Here is a 19,390-nt window from a genome sequence, read left to right as displayed (position 1 = left end):
GATCTTAAAGTCAAAATCATCTGGCTGATATTAGAGATGTATTTATTAGGGATGGCGGTAATTCGCCAGATAAACCCTTTACAAGGTTTTCAGCAGCAAGGAAAGCCATTTTAGTTCTTGTTTCTGCAGTAGCTGAACCCATATGAGGCAGTGTAACGGCATTTTTAAACTTTAGGAGCGGATGATCAGGATTAATGGGTTCTTCATTATAGACATCAAGTCCTGCCCCTGCTATTTGTTTTGTATGCAAGGCCTCCACCAGCGCATCTTCATTCACTGTTTCACCCCGGGAACCATTTATAAAAAACGCAGTTTTTTTCATCAATTTAAATTCAGGATAGCTAATTAAATTTTTTGTTTCATCAGTGAGCGGAGTCATTAAACAAACAAAATCCGATTTGGACAAAAGCTCTTGAAGCTCAGTTCTTTTTGCGCCATATAATTTCTCGGCATTTTCATTCCTGCTTCGGTTATGATATAAAATTTCCATATCGAACCCGAGGCTTGCCCGCTTGGCAATTGCTGAGCCGATTCTGCCCATCCCGATAACTCCCAGTACTTTATGATGGACATCTGCACCAAAAGAATCTTCGCCGATAAGCTCTTCCCACTTTCCATCCTTCACAAATCTATCCATTTCACAAATTCTTCTTGCTGAAGAAAGCACTAAACCGAAAATTGTATCAGCCGTTGTATCTGTTAAAACGTCCGGTGTATTTGATGCCATTATCCCCCTTCTTGTAAGCTCATCCATATCAAAATTGTTATATCCGACTGATACATTGCAGACAATTTTTAATTGAGGGGCTTTATCCAGCAATTCTTTGTTAATGCTCATACTGCTGCCGAGCAGCCCCTGAGCATCGCTTAAATCCCTTAAAAACTGCGGATTTAACCAGCTGTCTAGATTTTCGTAATAACTTACATGACAATGTTCCTTAATGTAAGAAAGTACTTTATGTGGAATCTTTTTATAAATAATAACTTTTGGTTTCATATAATCTCCTTTGTAATCCTTTTATAGTTTGCAGGGTTATAAAATTTCGCTAGATTCTGCAAGAAGTTCAACTAAATGTACCGCTTCTGTTCTCCTATTCATTTTTTCCCTATAGATTCCGAGCTTCATTTGAAGCAAACACTCTGGATTCATTGTAAAAATCACATGAGTGGCTGTATTCTTAACATCAATCATTTTTTCATCCAAAATTTTCATATATTCCTTATAGTACGATATTATAAATTCCAGCTGACCCGCAGCACATATCTTCTTTTTCCATTCTTTGTATGGACAATCCTTTAACTGCTACTTTTTGAACATTTTTCATATGGCACGAAGGCCGATAGGTCAAAATCTTTTCAATCTCTTTTTTAATGGCAATTCGAGCTTGCTTAACAGAACGCTAATATCGATACTTTTAGGAGAAAATTTGTCTGCCCTATTTTTCTATTCTGGTTCATCCTTAAAAAGATGGCCGTATTCATTTAGCATGGCACCGCATCCACCTGCATTGTTAATCAAATAATCATAGGTTAGATCTTCAAATGCAGAAATGTTCTTCTTTGCAAGCTCTTTTGCCAGATCCACTTCTCCACTAAAGCTGTGAAGAGCTCCGCAGCAGGTTTGCTTGGGTATAATTGTGACTTCACAGCCTCCTGCCTGCAATAGTTTCATACTAAAATCATTAAGTGTCACAGGAATTTTTCCCTATTGGCAATTTTCATCATCTTGGAACCTCATCTGCTGAAGTAACCTGGACAACAAATTCGGGAAGAAATCTTCCGAATGAGGCATCAAAAGAATAGCTGCATAGATCTTCTATATTAAAAAGAATTCTATTTGGATCTGTAATAACCTCTTTTAATTGTGGATAAATATTATCCGAATTTTCCAATGGATATCTCCTCCAAAAAGAGGGAGCCAGCAAACATAACTGCAAAAATAACCGCAGCTATATTTTAGTGCTCCTATATCAAATAAATCTTTTTATCAGCTTATCTTTCATGCTTTCATTCAGGCTAAAATACCCCTGCCTTAACATATTGGTTCCCGAGCCCTTTGGAAGTGATTCAGTTAAAGTTTTTCTTTCATTTTTGTATAAAACTCCAGTAAACATGCTGGATGTTTCTTCAACTATATTAAAAGCCATACCTCTATTGGAAGGGTCGTACCCCTTTTTTTCTTCCAAAATAACAAGGTTTTTCTTAAAAAACTCATAAGTTAATATTTTATTAAACGTGACACAAGGGCTAAAAACATTAATAAAAGAAAAACCCTTGTGCTTAATCCCTTGTTCAATTAGAGACATCAGCTGTTTGACATCTCCAGAAAAAGCCTGTGCAATAAAGCTTGAACCCGAGGCCAAAGCCATTTGCAAAGGATTAACAGGCTGTTCCGGATTTCCGCCAGGGCTGGACTTTGTTTCCATTCCATGGGGGCTCGTTGGGGACATTTGCCCTTTTGTTAATCCATAAATTTGGTTATCCATTACTATATAGGTGATATCAACATTCCTCCGTGCAGCATGTGCAAAATGATTTAGGCCAATGCCAAAGCCATCACCGTCCCCACCTGCACAAATAACATTCAAATCGGGATTGGCGAGCTTTACACCTTGCGCTACAGCAAGCGCTCTTCCATGCATGGTATGCATACTATACACATTCACATAGCCGGAGATCCTTCCCGAACAGCCAATTCCGGAAATTAGTGCCATATCTTCAGGTTCAATATTAAGACTTACTACACTTTTTTGAATGGCAGCAAGAACTGAAAAGTCTCCGCAGCCGGGACACCAATTTGGTTTAATATCCATGCGGAATTCTTTTAAGGTAGACATTTACACCAGCTCCTTGCAAAAATTACTGATATCGGAAGGCTTAAAAGGCCTGCCATCAAATTTTGACAGTTTTTGAATTTTAGAATGGTCAGATATATGCTGCTTAATAACATTGGCTAGCTGGCCAGTAAAGTTATTTTCGACAACAATTACCTGTCTGGCCTTATTTATCAGGCTTTCTAATTGATCTGCAGGAAATGGATGCAATAAACGGATTTGGGCCAGACCTGTCTTAATCCCCTTCATATTGAATCCTTCACTAGCTTCTTTGATCGCTCCATATGTTGAGCCAAAACCGATTATTAAAAGATCTTCACCATTTCCCTCTGTTTTAATATCTTCTCCCAGAGTTGCGGTTTCGATCTTATTCATTCTTTTGATCATCATCTTTTCCCGATTTTTATAATCCTCTGTTGGGTGACCGGTTTCTCCATGCTCAATTCCCGTTGCATGGTGTGTTCCGTTTTTTTGCCCCGGGATAGTTCGTGGTGAAATGTGGTCTTTGGTAAAGGCAAATCGGTCAAAAACCACTTTACCTTGTTCCGCCAGTTCTTCATCAGTTACTCTCTTTCCCCTGTCCATCTCAAACTTGAGGGGATCCAGTATTTCAGCACTTTGTTTGGATGTAGCCAAGACAAGGTCAGCTGCGATAAATACTGGGCATTGGTATTTTTCTGCCAGGTTAAAGGCTGTGCCCATATCATACAGGGCTTCCTGGACAGTACTTGGAGAAATAATAATTCTTGGTATTTCGCCATGTGTTCCACCAAGCATTGCTGTTAAATCGCTTTGCTCCATTTTAGTAGCAAGTCCGCTGCTTGGGCCTCCCCGCTGGGTATCAATTATTACTAGGGGCACCTCTATAGCTCCGGATAATCCTATAGCCTCCTGCATTAAGGATATCCCTGGACCAGAAGTCGCTGTCATTGAACGGGTGCCTGCAAAGCTTGCACCGATTGCCATAGCAATGGAACTTAATTCATCTTCAGCCTGAACAACAACCCCACCAAATTCAGGCATCATTTGAATTAAGTTTTCAAGAACCTCAGAAGCAGGTGTAATCGGGTAGCCAGCCATAAAACGGCAGCCAGCAGCAATTGCTCCAATTACCATGGCCTCGTTTCCAGATAAAAACATATTTTTAGAATTCATTACAGGACCAAGCGGAATGGAATATAAGTTTTTCTCTTGGATAAAAGCATAACCCTTTTCAAAGGCTTCTATATTTAATTCTGCTGTTTTGGTTCCTTTTTTTATAAAACGGTTTTTAATAACTTGATGAAAGACACTTCCAGATTGATTATTTAAGGCGCAAATCATCCCTAAGGCAACCATATTCTTCATAATTGGGCTCCCCAATTCAGATGCAAGTTCCTGGAATGGAGCCTCAATCACAATAACTCCATCTTTCGGCAAAGGAAAACTATCCGATTTGACACTCTTTGAATCAAATAGAATAATACTGCTGTTATCCATTTGATCTAAATATAAATCTATGGAAGCTTTATCAAAAGCGACAAGAATGTTCACCTTTTCAGCATTTACATAAATTTCTTTTCCAGTGCAGATCCTCAAATTAAAATCCGAATGGCCCCCTTTAATTCTTGATGAAAAATTCCGGAACCCGTATAGAGAGAAACCCATTTGACTTAAAACTTTAGTTAGGATTTCACCGACACTTTCAATGCCTTCCCCTTGCTCACCGCCAATAACAATTGTAAGTTCCTCCACGTTCTTCCTCCTTAAGGATACTGGATATTGTATCCCTTTTATTTTTTTAAAAACTATTAATCAACTGCTCCCTTTCCGCCATCTACATTGACTGATGTTCCCGACACGTAAGAGGCTGCATCAGAAGCTAAGAACGCAATAACTTTCGCTGCCTCTGAAGTCTCACCAATCCTTCCCAGCGGTATATCATGCCTGGGATCCGTTGAGAACTCTTCCCAAGTTAAGTGACTTGCATTCTTTTTCCACTTCTTTTCTTCGATCTGGCTGCTGCGTATTAATCCAATACAGACTGTATTAACCCGAATTGAGTATTTCCCAAGATCTCGGCTCATAGCTTTAGTCAGCGCAATCCCTGCTGCTCTGGTAGCCGATGTAGGAAGGGACGAAGCAGGTGGCGCTTTTCCGATTACTGCAGTAATATTAACAATGGCTCCCCCGCCGTTTATTTTCATATGCTTAACGGCTGCTCTTGAGCAATTTATCCCTCCGAACAGCTTTAGACCGAAATCTTCCTCCCACATTTCTGCACTTACCTCTTCAAAGGAATGTGCAGAAGATGTTCCTGCATTATTTATTAAGATATCAACAGCCCCATAATGGGATGCTGTTTCTTCAATTATTTTATTGCAATCTTCCGCTTTGGATACATCTGCCTGAATAGGCAAAACCTTCTCTCCGGTAAGCCTAAAAATGGATTGGACAGCATCATTTAAAGCTTCTATTCCCCGTCCGCAGATTGCCACTTTTGCTCCTTCTTTTACTAGATGAAAAGCTGTTTCAAAGCCAATCCCCTTGCTTCCGCCTGTGACAATCGCAACCTTGCCCTTTAATCCTAAATCCATCCTAAAACTTCCTTTCATAGTTTATAAGAGTTAAAGTTAGATAATTCCTTCTTCTCTTAACCTTGCAATCTCGTCCTTGTTAATTCCCAGCTCTTTCTCCAAAAACTCCTCTGTATGTTCGCCTAATAAAGGAGGGTGATTTTTCGTTTGTATTTCCAGCCCCGAAAACCTTATTGGGCTCTTCACCAATTTTATGGTTCCAAGTGTTGGGTGTGATACCTCTTCCACCGTTTCCCTTGCTTTAACTTGAGGATGTTCAAAGACTTGTTCAATATTATTAACCGGTCCGGCTGGCACACCGGCATCCGAGAGTAATTGAAACCAATCATCAGCATTTTTACCGGAGAAAACCTCCTGTATTTGGCTTGTTAATTCCTCACGATTTTCAATCCGTTTGTTATTTGTTTTATACTTTTCATCTTCTGCCCACTCAGAATGCCCTAGAACATCGCAAAACTTTTTATATAAACGATCATTTCCTGCACATACCATCAATGGTCTGTCCTGGCATTGAAAAACCTGATAAGGAACAATGTAACTGTGGCTGTTTCCAATTCTTTCAGAGATGGATCCTGTATTCAAATAGCTGCTTGCGATATTTGCAAGGGAGCTTAATTGAACATCCAAAAGTGAAATGTCGATATGCTGCCCTTCTCCTGTATGATCTCTTAACCTAAGAGCAGAAATGATGCTGATGGCAACGTATTGAGAAGTCATTATGTCAACAACTGGAACTCCTACCCTTGTAGGCTCTCCTTCTGGGAAACCGGTGACGTCCATAATTCCCCCAATAGCCTGAATGACGGGGTCAAATCCAGGTTCATGGCTATAAGGGCCTGTTTGGCCGTATCCTGTTACAGAGCATAAAACGATGCTTGGATTTTCTTTCTTTAGTTCTTCATATCCAAGGCCCATTTTTTTCAATGTACCGGTTTTAAAATTCTCTAAAACAACATCAGCGTCCTTAACCAGTCTTAACAATAATTCTTTTCCTGTTTTATCCTTTAGGTTCAGTGTAATGGACCTTTTATTTCGGTTGGCACACATATAATAAGTGCTTTCTCCCTCAATAAAAGGTACCCAATCCCTCATGCTGTCTGTTCCTTTTGGAGATTCAATTCGAACAACATCTGCTCCCAGGTCTCCTAAAATCATTGATCCGCCCGGACCAGCATAGACCCTTGATAAATCCAGTACCTTTATATCCTCTAATGGCTGTTTCATGTGGTATTCCTCCTATGTAAAGTCTGATTATATAAATTTATGGAATGAATCGTCATTGCCTCAGCAATAACTTTTGATCAGGCTCAGGAAAGATTTTTTGCGGGATTCAAAATATTATTAGCATCCCATGCCCGCTAAATTGATTTCATCAAGTCAATCCCTTCTTTGCCCACTTCCAAATCCATAAAGGTTTGTCCCTATCTTCCGCCGCTGACAGTTAAGATTTCACCCATCATATAATTAGCAGAATCGGAAGCCAGAAACCCAACTACCTTAGCAATATCCACTGCAGTTCCGGCACGGCCAATTGGAATAGTAGGCACAATGCGGTCAATCCGTTCCTGGGTCGAATATTTATCCTGAAAAGGTGTCAGAATAAATCCCGGTGCTATTCCATTCACCAATATTCCATGCGGTGCAAATTCCTTTGACAGGCCAATCGTAAGTGTGTTAACTGCTCCCTTTGCTGATGCATAATGAATACTTTCTCCAGGTCCTCCAAGCCTGGCAGCTACTGACGAGATATTTATTATCCTCCCTGTTTTGCGGGGAACCATCTGATTTAGTACTGCCTGTGATACGAGAAATATACTTTTTACATTGACATCGTATGTTTTTTGCCAAAGCTCTTCATCAATATCTAAAAAAGAACTGCGTTTTATAGCTGCTCCTGCGTTATTGACTAATACATCTATTTGTCCAAAAGCTTCTATTGATACCTCAACCAGTTTTCGAACCTCTTCCTTAATGGTTACATCTGCTTTGACGATCAGGCACTCACTGCCGGCATTCTCTACCATTTGTTTTGTTTCTTGGGCACCACTTAAATTTGAATTAAAGGCTGCAATAACTTGATATCCTTTTTCTGCTAATTCCTTTGCCGAAGCCTGCCCGATTCCAGAACTACCTCCTGTAATTAAGGCAACTTTTTTTTGATCAGTATTCATAGCAATCCCCCTTTTTCAAATTTTATGGCTGCAATTTGACTGCAGCCATAAATGATATTCCATTAACCAGATATGTTGCTTGTTGTTTCACTTACATCATTAGTTTTTTGATCTTTAATAGTAATGGAAGAAATTTTTTGCCAAATGATAACGGCAGCTAATATAGAAAGTCCAATACCGTCAGTCAATAACGTTGGCTTTATCATCAAAAATGCTGTAACAAACAGAGCAATTCTTTGAATTAAGTTTGTTCTCGTAACGAACCACCCTTGCAATCCTCCTGCCAGACAAACTACTCCAATCGTAGATGTAGCCATAGCGATTAGGCTTGAGGTAACAGAGTCACCGTTGAATAAAAGGACCGGATTGAATAGGAAGAAAAAAGGAATGATAAACCCAGTTATTCCAATTCTCATTGCTTCCATCCCAACTTTGTTTGGGGAAGCACCAGCGAGCCCTGCCGCAGCATAGGAAGCCAGCGCCACAGGAGGTGTTATGTTTGAAAGCGCTGAGTAAAAGAATGCAAACATGTGTGCCGCTAAAGGAGGTACGCCAAGCTTGACAAGCAAAGGTGCCGCAATAGTAGCAACGATAATATAAGCAGCAGTAGCAGGAATCCCCATTCCCAGGATGATACTAATTAACATTGTAAGGATAGCGGCAATAATCAAGTTATCTCCTGCCAAGGCAAGAATGTTGTTTCCTAATGTTAATCCCAAGCTGGTTAATGAAATGGTGCCTACAACTACACCGACAATAGCACAAGCAATACCAACTCCAATAGCTCCCTTGCTGCCTTCCACTAAAGAATCTATAATCGTTTTAAAATTCATTCTAGTTGATTTCCTAATCCAGCTTGCTAGAACTGTTGAAATTAAAGCAAATACTGCAGCATATAAAGGAGTTACCCCCGTGCTGAGCAAACCTATTAATATAACAAGCGGCAAGAGCAAATGTCCTCTTTCTTTCAAAACATTGAACATATTCGGAATATTTTCTTTTGAAATACCAGTTAACCCTATTCTTTTTGCTTCAAAATGAACAACCATGAATACTGTTACGTAATAAAGAAATGCTGGAATAATCGCTGCGAGCATGATGGTTCTATAGGGAACACCTAAAAACTCTGCCATGATGAAGCCCGCTGCCCCCATAATGGGCGGTGCAAATTGGCCGCCCGTAGAAGCTACAGCTTCTACTGCGCCGGCAAACTTTGATTTATAGCCTGTTTTTTTCATTAAAGGTATTGTCACAGCTCCTGTTGTAACAACATTTGCCACAGCGCTGCCATTTACCATTCCCATGAATCCGCTTCCAATCACGGATACTTTGGCTGGCCCGCCTGCAGTCCATCCAGCAATAGATAAAGCAATGTCATTAATGAAGTCTGTAAAACCACTGTTTTTCAAAAATGCCCCAAATAAAACAAATAAAAAGATATAGGTTGCTGAAACCCCTAAAGCTATTCCGAATACCCCCTGGCTGCCCCAGAACATAATATCCGTTACGCGTTCAAAACTAAATCCTACATGACCAAGAGCCCCAGGAATATATGCGCCAACGAAATTATAGATTAGAAATAGAGCACAGATAATTGTGAGTGCATTCCCGACAACCCTTCGGCTGGCTTCAAAGACAACAAGGATTCCAATGGCAGCCATGTAATAATCCATTTCAACATGAATACCAAACCTTTCCCTCGCAAAAGTGTCATAGGTTAATAACAAATACCCAATTGAAATTAATGTCAGCAGGATGCATATCATATCCCAAACTGTCGGCAATTTTCGGCTATTTGCTGATTTTTTTGATGCTGGATAAATGAGGAATGACAGAATCAGCAGAAATCCAAGATGCCACGCACGCATTTTAATAGCTTCCAAAATTCCTAAACTGCTAGTGTAAAGCTGAAAAATAGACCATATTATCAATATCCCTGTAACTACTTTGGCAGTTACACCGAGGTAATCTCTGGTTCGAAAATCACTGTCATATTTTTTAAGGATCTCTTCTTCATTTTTTGCTTGGTTTGTTAATTGACTCAATTTTCATTCCTCCTTATTAGTTCGAAATATTCTAGGTCTTTTCTTTATTAACAAATGTCCCTGTTGCAAATGCCACCATTTTCTCTTGTTCATCATAAACTTCGCTTTTGCAGATTGTTACAGTTTTTCCATTCTGGATTACCTCTCCTTTTCCGATCAGAATGCTGCCTGCCGCTGGCCTTAAGTACTGGATTTTCATCTCCGCAGTCACAGAAAAAACATGATCTTCCAAAACAGAATTAATGGCTGAAGCCATCGTCGCATCTAAAAGAGTTGCTAATATCCCGCCATGTACTTTTTCGAAGATCTGCAGAAATTCTTTTTTTACAGGCATGGAAACCTTTGACTTACCGCTATCAGCATATTGCAGTTCAAGCCCAATATGATTCCATACCGGCGAAGATGAGAGCGTTTTCAATTTTTCCGTTAACATTTTCGAAACCACCTTTTAATATTCTTATTTTCAATAATTCTCTTTGTTTTATTTAATTTTATAATAAAAGATAGATAAAAATCCATAATTATTTAATAATTATAATAATTTTATATATTCCATTTATTTAAACTTTTATGAATATAATTTTGTGATGACTTCTTGATTTCCTTTCCAATAGTGTTTTTTAATATTTCATTGCTTCCGCCTGCAATCTCATAAGATTTTGCATCTCTTAAGTAGCGGCCAAAAGGGGCATTTATTGTTGTCCCGTAAGCCCCGCATACTTGAATAGCATCAGAGCAGACCTTTGTAGCCATTTGTCCGGCAAATAGCTTCGCCTGGCTGGATTCAGAAATAGAAGCTTTTCCAATATCATGTAAGTAAGCAGCCTGATAGGTTAATAGCCTGGAAGCATTTATATTCATAAGCATGTCTGCATACATCCACTGGATGCCCTGAAAATCGAATACCGACTGATCAAAAGCTATTCTGGATGATACCCACTCTAAACTTTGTTCATAGGCAGCTCTTGCAATTCCTACACTTATGGCAGCTGCCGCAGTCCTGCTATTATTCAAAGTAATGACTGCCTGCTTAACCCCTTTTCCTTCTTCTCCAATGAGGCAGTAATCAGGAACCTCTACATCATCAAAATAGGCGTCCACATGCGGCCCATTGCGGAGTCCTATCGTTTGGGAATTTTCACCGATTTTCGTTGATATTCCTGGAAGATCCCAGTCAACAGCAAAAATTGAAACACCTTTATTTGTTTCTGCAAGCAAAATAAAAAACTCGGCCGCAGAGCCGGAAGTAATAAATGATTTTTTGCCGTTAATGATCCAGCTCCTGCCCTTTTTTTCCGCTTTTGTATCTACACTTCTGATATCCGACCCTCTTTTGGATTCTGTTAAGGAATAGGAGGCGATTAAACCTTCCCTAAATAAGGGAAGGTAGTGGTTTTTTACTTTTTCATTTCCAAAAAGCATCAGCATGGTTTCAGCCTGATATATAGTAATCAGTGAAATAGCTGTCGCTGCACAACCGTACGCCACCTCTTCCATTAAAATAGATGCGTCAATCTTGCTGCGATTCAAGCCATTATATTTCTTAGGAACGGTTAAGGATGTATACCCCAGTTTGGCCATTTCTTTAATTATTTCCTTCGGATACACATCCTTACGGTCCCTTTCATCTGCAGTTGGCATAATTTTTTCGTTGGTAAAATTTCTAATCTCCTTCTGAAATTTCAACTGTTCTTCAGTCAATTGCAAATTCAAGCTAATACACCTTACTTTCTGTTATTTTTCATTTTTTCCAGTAAAGCCATATATTCATGAGTATCCGTAACGACAGCCATATGTGAAGATACCATATCAAGATGGTTTCTTAAGCTGACTTTGTTATGATTTTTAACAAGCCTTTTAATCATCCTTACAGCATTCTGTGGTTTGGAACATAGAACTTTGGCAAAATCTTGTGCCTTATCAAAAACCTCATCTTTCGGGTATACATAATCAACAAGACCAATCTCCAAAGCTTTTTCTGCATTTAACCTTTCGCCTGTCCACAATAACTCCAGAGCTTTTGACTCTCCAACAATTTTAGGAAGGAAATATCCTCCGCCATCTCCTGGTACCAGTCCGAGGTGAATATACCCCTCTCCCAGCCTTGCATGGTCTGCGCAAAATCGAAGATCGCACATGAGGGCCATATCCAAGCCAGCACCAATTGCATCACCATTGATGCATGCAATAACCGGTTTATCAATATCTTCCAGCAAGAGCGGTATTTTCTGAATGTTCTCCCATAATGAAGCTTTTCGCTTAACGGCATTACCCCATAAATCCTCTTTCGGATCCCCTATAAAGCCCTCTCCATTTGATAAGGCTTTAATATCTCCGCCAGCAGAAAATGCTTTACCTTTCCCGGTTAATATCAGTACTTTCAAGTTATCATTCTCTTTAAATTCCATTAGCGCTTTATACCAATCCGCTATCATCTCATGACTAAACGAATTTAGAAAATCAGGCCTGTTTAATGTAAGAACCGCAATTTCTTCTGTAAGGTTTTCAAATACAATATGATTATTTTCCATTATTAAAACTCCCTTTTATCTGCTTATTTTTTCTTCCCCGTCCCATGCATGTTTAATTCCTTCATCTATGAGTACCTGGAGCTTAATTTTTTCCGATGATGTTTTCTCAAAGGCTTCCCGGATTTCCAAGTATCTTGGAACCATATGGGACGGCAGGTTTTCCAGCAGCCACATATATAATTCCTCAATGGAAACCTCTTCTCCTTTTCTGCAGACAACACTTAATTTAGCCTCTTGTCCGGCAATTTTATCAGGAATCGGCACGACTGCGTTTTCCAGAATATTTGGATGCTGCTGCACGATATTTTCTATGTCATAGGCGGAAATATTTTCTCCTTTTCTGCGAATCCTATTTTTCTTTCTTCCCTTGAAATAAAAGAAACCACTTGAATCTTTCTTAGCCAAATCACCTGTGTGGAACCATAAATTCTGCATATCTGATAATGTGTTTTTCTCCATATTAAAATAGGTAGTGAACATTGAAAAAGGGACTTTTGGGCGTACAACAATTTCTCCCACTTCCCCAGCAGGCAATTCGGAGTCATGATCATCAAAGATGCGAATGTCATATAGTTCACGCGGCTTGCCAATGCTCCCAATCTTTGACTCTTTCAAGGAATTCATAATAGCAAAACCCCCAATTTCTGCCATCCCATAACCTTCCATTATTCGGGCATTTGTTTTTTTCTCAAGACTTCTCCAAATGTCCTCTGGAGCACCGCCGCCATAAGCCGTCCTCAAACTGGTGCGAACCTTTTGCGGAGTCACTTTATCCAGTATGCTTAATACTGTCCCAACGTAGGTGAAGAGGGTAACTTTATAATGGTTAACCGTTTCCCAAAAAGAAGAAGCTGAAAATTTCTTTCCTAAAACAACCGTCGCGCCATTTAACAGCAAAGCGGGTATGCCCATTAATTGGGGATTGGCATGAAAAAGGGGCAAAAATAAATATAAATTATCAGTCTGGTCCATTCCAACTGCATCTCCTATATCTCTGCCCGATAATACAAAGGTTTCGTGTGGATTCACGACTCCCTTAGCGGGACCGGTTGTTCCTGATGTATAGACGATCGTTAGAGGCCATCCAGACTGGAGAGTAAATTCGATTAAGCCCGGATCAACTTCATTTTCGTTTAATAAACGATTGAAATGGATGAAATCAATTTCACTGGCTGTCATTTCTTTCTCCGACACGATTATTAAGCGATCGATACCTGCACCTTTCATCATATCCATTTTAAGTATGGAAGGGAGAAACTCTTCCTCTGTTATGATTGCCATGCTTTCACTATTTTTTAATTGATGCTGCAATAAGGAACCTTTTAATCGTGTATCAATCGTTACAGCAATTGCACCAATCTTCGCCAATGCAAACCAGCTCCAAATAAACTCTGGCCGATTTGATAGAATAATGGAAACATGGTCACCTTTCTTAATTCCATTTTTTAAGAACCCGTTTGCCAGCCTGTTCGTAATTTTCCACATGTCTGTATAGGTATAGCATTCTTCTTCAAATCTCAGAAATAAATTGTTGGGATAATTAACATTTCCAGCCAGAAGCAGTTCATTAAAATTCATGTTAATCGGCATCCTTTCATTTTTCATTAGGCGCCGGGGGTAATGGCATCCACTTCGACATTGAGATATTCAAGGCATTCAATGACAACTCTTTTGCCCGCCCTGCTCAAAGCGTCATAGGTTAGCCCAGCAATGTGCGGGGTTGCAATAAAGTTATCAAGGGAGAATAATGGTGAATGGTAGCAGGGTTCTGTTTCCTGAACGTCAAGTCCTGCGAATCGCAAGTGATTATTGCATAAAAATTTATATAATGCATCCTCATCAATAATCCCGCCTCGCCCTGCGTTTAGCAATACGGCATCCTTTTTCATCTTTTTAATTTCTTCTTTTCCTATCATATGATAAGTTTCATCAGTAAGGGGGGCATGGATTGTTACAACATCTGATTGTGCGAGCAGCTCTTCAAGAGACACTAATTTTGCTCCGCCAGCTTGGGCCTCTTTTTCATCAATGTATGGATCATATGCCAGTACATTCATATTAAAACCATTCTTCAGAATAGAACTTACATTTTTTCCGATATTTCCAAATCCAATAATGCCAACTGTTTTGCCGTTTAGTTCCAAAGCAGATGTGAATCCATGTTTATTCCAGATAGATTCTTTCATTTGCTGATAGGCAAGCAGGATATGCCTCATTCCACACAAGAGAAGAGAAACAGTATGTTCTGCCACAGATGCAGAGTTGACGCCTGGCAGATTTATTAACTTAATCCCTTTTGAAGCTATGTATTCCTGATTAAATTGATCAAGTCCGACAGATGCAATTCCTATTACTTTTAGTTTTCCCCTGTTTTCCAATAATGGTTTTTCAATTCTTCCTGTTAAATGTGTTGCACGGCCAAGCAATATATCATAATTCCCTACTATGGCAGCCAATTCTTTCTGTAATAGACCGTGTTTAATGTCTACTTCACAATATTGTTTTAAAAGGGTGATACCCTCCTCATGAATGTGGTCTATGACTAAAGCTTTCATTTATATCCCCCTCTGTATTATGTTTTTCGAAGTTTTCTGAAAAAATATTTTGAATTCCTATTTTACATTTGCTGCCCTGTGTTTTATGATTAAAATACAATCTGTTAAGACTGTATAGAGAAAGTTACTTCCCTATACAGTTTTTTTATTTTCTATTAATTTAAGAAGCTCAAAAATTTATAGGACAGTACAGCAGGATCGTCATTTATAAAAGGATTCTTTTGATTTTCCTGATTAATTTTTACATGTATAACAATAGGTCCATCCTCTTCGATGGAATTCTGAACCGCCTTTTCAAAGTCCTCAGCATTATCTGTCTGAATCGCTCTTAAATTAAAGCCTTCTGCTACTTTAGCTATATTAATGCGGCTGGCCAAAGAGCATTGCCCTCCGGTCGATGCAAAGCATTCATTATCAAAAACAATCAGCATCCATTTTTGCGTGTTCAAATAGCTCGCTGATGCCAAAGAGTTGGGGTTCATAAGCACGCCGCCATCCCCTTCAATGGCAATGCACTTTTTAAATCCTTTCTTTTCCAAAGTAAGGCTGACACCGATTGCAACAGATGGACTCAGCCCCATCGTATCCACCATATATAAATGGTTATCCCGTCTCCCAAGGCTAGCCCACTCTCTGGAGGTATTCCCGCAGGATGAAATAACAGGAATATTCTCTGTATATTTATAAAGGATTTTCAGCGCATCAAATCTTGACATCATTGCTCTGCACCCCCTTTAATATTAAACATGACAATAATCGGGCGATGCGTATCCTTTGCATATTTGGCTCCATGTTTAATGGCAGTACTCCATTCTTTTAAGGGAACACGATAATCAAGCTTAAATGTTTTCACTCTGGCAGCATCCAAAATTTCCGGCAGAGGTTCTGAAAACAAATTAACAGCCGAATTAATTTCACCGAAGCCGCCTCGGCGGGTAACTAAGATAAGCATGGGAACATGATAGGCCAGAGCAAACGTGGTTATAGCCAGAATTGAATTCCCGATCCCAGTATCCTGGATCAGCATTATTGGGAATTGTCCCCCCAGGCTGATTCCTGATGCAATTCCTACTCCATCTTCTTCCCGGCTGATCGGGAATGAAGTAATTGTATCGGAGTTCTCAAAATGTTCAATAACCTTTCCAATCGTGCTGCACGGTAAAGTCAGCAAATAGTCAGCACCTGTATCCTCAATCCCTTTAATTATTTCTTCACATGCTAAATCCTGAAACGCTGACATGTTTATCCCCCTTTACCATTTGCTGGGCGGCAGAATGCTGGTTATCTCTTCAATTGATGCGCCGCTTTCAAAAAGCCTCACTACTTCGTCTTCTCTTCTGGTGGCATTAATCGTCTTCTCTAAAACTTCTTCTGCTTTGTTTCCTGGAACTATCACAATCCCACTGTCATCGGCAATAACCAAATCACCTGGATTTACCCTGACACCTGCGAGTGAAATGGACCCATTGATTTCCATTGCCTCTACACGATACTTTCCTGTAATCGGCGTTTGGCCAGTACTCCAGACCGGATAATCCAATTTTCGAACGGTATCAACATCTCTTACACCGCCATCTACTATATTGCCTACCATTCCCCATTGTTTTGCAACCAGGGTTGAGAGCCCTCCCATCACTGATACATCTCCCAGCGAAGCTGCATCGAATACTGCTACATCCCCCTTTTCTGCAACGGCATATACGTCTCTGTCCGCAAGCTTTGCCCGTTCCATATTGTAATAACCATGATCGGGAGTGTTACTTTCAGGAATATAGCGGATGGTAACGGCAGGACCGACTATCTTTTTGCCTGTTATAATGGGGCGAAGCCTGCTTGCTGAAATGGCCCCTTTAATGCCCATGGAATCAAGAACATCTGAAACTGTAGGCGTAAGTCCATCCAATTCCATAAAAGCTTCGATAATTTCCCGGGAAGGCCTTGAAAAATCCACTTTTACGATTCTTTCTGGCGGTATCAGACCCATTAATTTATCTTTATACTTTTCCAATTCGGCTGTCTTCATTTAGCAGCTGCCTCCTTTTGCTTAAGTAACAATATAACTCTATCGATTCAGACTCGACCGATAGAGTTATTTTAGTGTTCATACTAAATTACTTAAGAATACCTTTCTCTTTGTAGAACTTTTCAGCACCAGGATGAATTGGAATATCCGAAGTTCCTTCTAATGCCTTTTCAATATCAAACTGTTCGATTACAGCGTGAGATCCTTTTAACTCCTCCATGCCTTCCCAAAGAGTCTTGACAAGATCATATGCAACTTCATCGGGCATATCTACTGTTGCTACAAGGAAGTTATTTTGGGCAACTGACAGCACATCTTCCGGCTGGTTTTCATAGCTGTTTGCTTTAATCGTATATTCCATTGTCCAAGGGTATTTCTCTTTTAGATAGTCAACAGCTTCCTGAGTATAAGGAAGCAGTTCGCCATTAGCTGTTGCCAGCATTTCCGTTACAGCGGATGTTGGAACCCCAGCCATAACCATTGCCACATCTGTTTGCTTATTTCTCATTAAGTCGGTTGCTTCTGTAAACCCAACGAAATCTTTGCCTAACCCTTCATAATCAACGTTATAAGCTTCCATTGCACGCTGGGTTTCAATTTCAGTTGCACTTCCTGTCGCACCTGGAACGATTTTTTTCCCTGCAATATCAGCAATTGTTTCGATACCCGCACCTTTTCTTGCTACCAGATGGTTGACGTTTGGATATAAACCAGCCAAAATGCGTACATTTTCAACTTTATTGCCATCAAATGAGGCCTCTCCGTTATATCCCTCATATAGAGTCCCTGTTGGGGTTAAAGCAACTTGAGCCTCACCCTGCTTAATGAAAATCAGGTTTTGAACACTTCCGTTTGTAGCTTGGGAGGATGCTTGAACATAATCCAGTTTCTTATTCCAAAAGTCAGAGAAAATAGCTCCTAGCGGATAATAAGTTCCTGTAGTTGTTCCCGTAGCAAACATGATGGAATAGTTATCCGGTTTTCCAGATGATCCTGAATCTGATCCAGAACCCGAACTTGAATTGGTATTCCCTCCGCCTCCAGTACTGCTTGAGCTGCACCCGATTAACGCAAAAGCCATCAATGCAATGATAAAAATCGATAAAAGTTTTTTCATCTCTCTTTCTCCCCTCGTTTATTAGTTTGGTGTCATATTCATTATTAAAGAAATGGCTCGACTATTACTCTTTATAATCACCTCCCTAAAGTAGTAGAAACCTTGATACCGCTTTCAAAAATTATGGGGTGCTTCCCTTTTCAAACAAACATATTTATTAAATAGATTGATACGGATGATACCAGGATGACAGAAATGGCATATTTAATATTCCAAATCCCTATTTCAAAGGGTTTTGTCTTAAACAATGCAGATGCAAGCAAGTTTGCTGCAGAAACGGGCGATAAAAGCGGAGTAATCCCCCAGCTTATTACCAGGATTAAAACGTATAGTTCAGGCTTTAATCCAATGACATCAGGAGATAGCGTAGTCGCAAAAATTGAGATGGGAAGCACTTGGTGTATGAAAAAAGATGATATAACACAAGTCAAGATGATGGTTATAACCGTTAGAATAAGAGAGATCTCGCTTATGCTGGAAAATAAGGATGATAAGTAAGCAGGAAATTCTGTCAGCAAAACCATCTGGGAAAAAAAGGTTGCTGAAATAATCATGATGGACTCTGTATGGACATTGGGGGCAACTTCCGTAAAATAATTCTTTAAGGAGAATGTAAACTCCTTTATTTTATTTATGGCTAAAGACCAAATGATTGAATATGAGATTGCCAGTATGGAAATTAGTAAAAGCACATTATAATGAAGCCATTTTTCCAGGAAGAATAATGCCAGGAATAAACCAATAAATGCAATAATTAATTCAATTCCTCTTTTATGCTCTACCTTTTTTGTTTGCTTCCTGCTTCCATCTTCCTCAAGACTGACAGCTACATAGGGAGCTGAATTTGTCGATACCTCTTTGGATAGGTACCTTAAATTAATCACTACAGATGTCAGGTAGCAAATGATGACCATTACGAGGCCATATCCAAAAAAGGATACAAAGCTAACCCCAACAAGGTGCAGGATAATCGCCACACCCGCAAAATACGGTGACCAAAAGGCTGCCAGAGAAAATCCCTGAACAAGGCTTCTTACAAATACTTTGTTCAAATACTTGAATCGTACTGAGAATAAATCATACATAACTCTTAGCGAACCTAAATTTAAAAACGAACTGACAATACAGGTTATCGCTGTTACAAAGGCAATCCTTTTCATATCTTTTTTCAAGAAATTCACCACAAAGTAATCCATGTACTCTATATATCCCCCATTTTTTAAGGGGTAGGATAACAAAGGGACTGTGATAAATAATGAAACCAAAGCGACATTGTTAAGAATGGAGGCGATCCAGTATTCAACATTTCCGCCATATAAGAAAAAGATCATATTGCCAAAAATGAGAAGTGCTGCGCTCATTACTTTTGGAAACACAGCCATCCATGGCAATGATATTAAAAATGCGATAACCACCAAAGATACTAAAAAAAGATCCAAAGGCAGCGAGAAAAAAGAATAAAGCATATAGGACAATGCCAATGTTAATAAAATAACTCCCCTTGTTAATATTAAAACCGGCATTAAGTGCTGCATAAC

The 19,390-nt window shown here is 39.5% G+C and carries 20 protein-coding genes; all 20 read right to left on the bottom strand.

Features of this window, described 5'->3' with window-relative positions:
- Positions 1 to 16: 16 nt before the first annotated feature.
- The 20 genes from NCCP133_RS13835 to NCCP133_RS13740 all read right to left on the bottom strand — a co-directional run bounded on the left by NCCP133_RS13835 (position 17) and on the right by NCCP133_RS13740 (position 19,387).
- Complete coding sequence (locus NCCP133_RS13835; RefSeq protein ID WP_264805608.1) at positions 17 to 997, bottom strand: 2-hydroxyacid dehydrogenase; 981 nt, start codon at positions 995 to 997, stop codon at positions 17 to 19.
- A 36-nt stretch (positions 998 to 1,033) separates the two neighbouring features.
- Positions 1,034 to 1,213, bottom strand: coding sequence for a hypothetical protein (locus NCCP133_RS13830; protein ID WP_264805607.1), 180 nt, complete (start codon positions 1,211 to 1,213; stop codon positions 1,034 to 1,036).
- Between the two features lie 231 nt (positions 1,214 to 1,444).
- Entirely contained in the window at positions 1,445 to 1,693 is a 249-nt protein-coding gene (locus tag NCCP133_RS13825; RefSeq protein WP_264805606.1) for a heterodisulfide reductase-related iron-sulfur binding cluster, read from the bottom strand.
- 28 nt (positions 1,694 to 1,721) lie between these two features.
- Positions 1,722 to 1,892: a hypothetical protein gene (locus NCCP133_RS13820; RefSeq protein ID WP_264805605.1), complete on the bottom strand. Its 171-nt coding sequence runs from the start codon at positions 1,890 to 1,892 to the stop codon at positions 1,722 to 1,724.
- A gap of 78 nt (positions 1,893 to 1,970) precedes the next feature.
- Positions 1,971 to 2,837 (bottom strand): 2-oxoacid:ferredoxin oxidoreductase subunit beta, encoded by an 867-nt coding sequence (locus NCCP133_RS13815; RefSeq protein WP_264805604.1) that lies wholly within the window; start codon positions 2,835 to 2,837, stop codon positions 1,971 to 1,973.
- Positions 2,838 to 4,568, bottom strand: coding sequence for a 2-oxoacid:acceptor oxidoreductase subunit alpha (locus NCCP133_RS13810; RefSeq protein ID WP_264805602.1), 1,731 nt, complete (start codon positions 4,566 to 4,568; stop codon positions 2,838 to 2,840).
- 56 nt (positions 4,569 to 4,624) lie between these two features.
- Positions 4,625 to 5,410 (bottom strand): SDR family NAD(P)-dependent oxidoreductase, encoded by a 786-nt coding sequence (locus tag NCCP133_RS13805; protein WP_264805601.1) that lies wholly within the window; start codon positions 5,408 to 5,410, stop codon positions 4,625 to 4,627.
- Between the two features lie 36 nt (positions 5,411 to 5,446).
- Complete coding sequence (locus tag NCCP133_RS13800) at positions 5,447 to 6,634, bottom strand: CaiB/BaiF CoA transferase family protein (protein ID WP_264805600.1); 1,188 nt, start codon at positions 6,632 to 6,634, stop codon at positions 5,447 to 5,449.
- A gap of 197 nt (positions 6,635 to 6,831) precedes the next feature.
- Positions 6,832 to 7,581, bottom strand: a complete 750-nt coding sequence (locus tag NCCP133_RS13795) for an SDR family NAD(P)-dependent oxidoreductase (RefSeq protein WP_264805599.1) — start codon at positions 7,579 to 7,581, stop codon at positions 6,832 to 6,834.
- 62 nt (positions 7,582 to 7,643) lie between these two features.
- On the bottom strand, positions 7,644 to 9,626 hold the full coding sequence (locus tag NCCP133_RS13790) for a TRAP transporter permease (protein WP_264805598.1): 1,983 nt from the start codon (positions 9,624 to 9,626) through the stop codon (positions 7,644 to 7,646).
- Between the two features lie 31 nt (positions 9,627 to 9,657).
- A complete protein-coding gene (locus tag NCCP133_RS13785; protein ID WP_264805597.1) occupies positions 9,658 to 10,059 on the bottom strand; it encodes a PaaI family thioesterase in 402 nt (133 codons plus the stop codon).
- A gap of 110 nt (positions 10,060 to 10,169) precedes the next feature.
- Complete coding sequence (locus tag NCCP133_RS13780; RefSeq protein ID WP_264805596.1) at positions 10,170 to 11,339, bottom strand: acyl-CoA dehydrogenase family protein; 1,170 nt, start codon at positions 11,337 to 11,339, stop codon at positions 10,170 to 10,172.
- 11 nt (positions 11,340 to 11,350) lie between these two features.
- A complete protein-coding gene (locus NCCP133_RS13775) occupies positions 11,351 to 12,157 on the bottom strand; it encodes an enoyl-CoA hydratase/isomerase family protein (RefSeq protein ID WP_264805595.1) in 807 nt (268 codons plus the stop codon).
- Positions 12,158 to 12,172: 15 nt separating this feature from the next.
- The gene (locus NCCP133_RS13770; RefSeq protein WP_264805594.1) at positions 12,173 to 13,735 is read right to left on the bottom strand and encodes an AMP-binding protein; all 1,563 of its coding nucleotides are present in this window, start codon (positions 13,733 to 13,735) and stop codon (positions 12,173 to 12,175) included.
- 26 nt (positions 13,736 to 13,761) lie between these two features.
- Positions 13,762 to 14,712, bottom strand: a complete 951-nt coding sequence (locus NCCP133_RS13765; protein WP_264805593.1) for a hydroxyacid dehydrogenase — start codon at positions 14,710 to 14,712, stop codon at positions 13,762 to 13,764.
- A gap of 155 nt (positions 14,713 to 14,867) precedes the next feature.
- A complete protein-coding gene (locus NCCP133_RS13760; RefSeq protein ID WP_264805592.1) occupies positions 14,868 to 15,431 on the bottom strand; it encodes a thiamine pyrophosphate-dependent enzyme in 564 nt (187 codons plus the stop codon).
- Positions 15,428 to 15,952, bottom strand: a complete 525-nt coding sequence (locus NCCP133_RS13755; protein WP_264805591.1) for a thiamine pyrophosphate-binding protein — start codon at positions 15,950 to 15,952, stop codon at positions 15,428 to 15,430. Before NCCP133_RS13755 ends, NCCP133_RS13760 begins: the two co-directional genes overlap by 4 nt.
- 12 nt (positions 15,953 to 15,964) lie before the next feature.
- Positions 15,965 to 16,735 carry an RraA family protein gene (locus tag NCCP133_RS13750; protein WP_264805590.1) on the bottom strand — a complete coding sequence of 257 codons (771 nt, stop codon included), beginning with the start codon at positions 16,733 to 16,735 and terminating at the stop codon, positions 15,965 to 15,967.
- A gap of 88 nt (positions 16,736 to 16,823) precedes the next feature.
- Positions 16,824 to 17,852, bottom strand: a complete 1,029-nt coding sequence (locus tag NCCP133_RS13745) for a TAXI family TRAP transporter solute-binding subunit (protein ID WP_264805589.1) — start codon at positions 17,850 to 17,852, stop codon at positions 16,824 to 16,826.
- Between the two features lie 140 nt (positions 17,853 to 17,992).
- Positions 17,993 to 19,387, bottom strand: coding sequence for a hypothetical protein (locus NCCP133_RS13740; RefSeq protein ID WP_264805588.1), 1,395 nt, complete (start codon positions 19,385 to 19,387; stop codon positions 17,993 to 17,995).
- Positions 19,388 to 19,390 lie beyond the last annotated feature (3 nt).

The sequence above is a fragment of the Cytobacillus sp. NCCP-133 genome, from assembly GCF_026011715.1.
Lineage (GTDB): Bacteria > Bacillota > Bacilli > Bacillales > Cytobacillaceae > Cytobacillus.
Note: the sequence above shows the minus strand (reverse complement) of the source record. Positions and strands in the feature narration are given on the sequence as shown.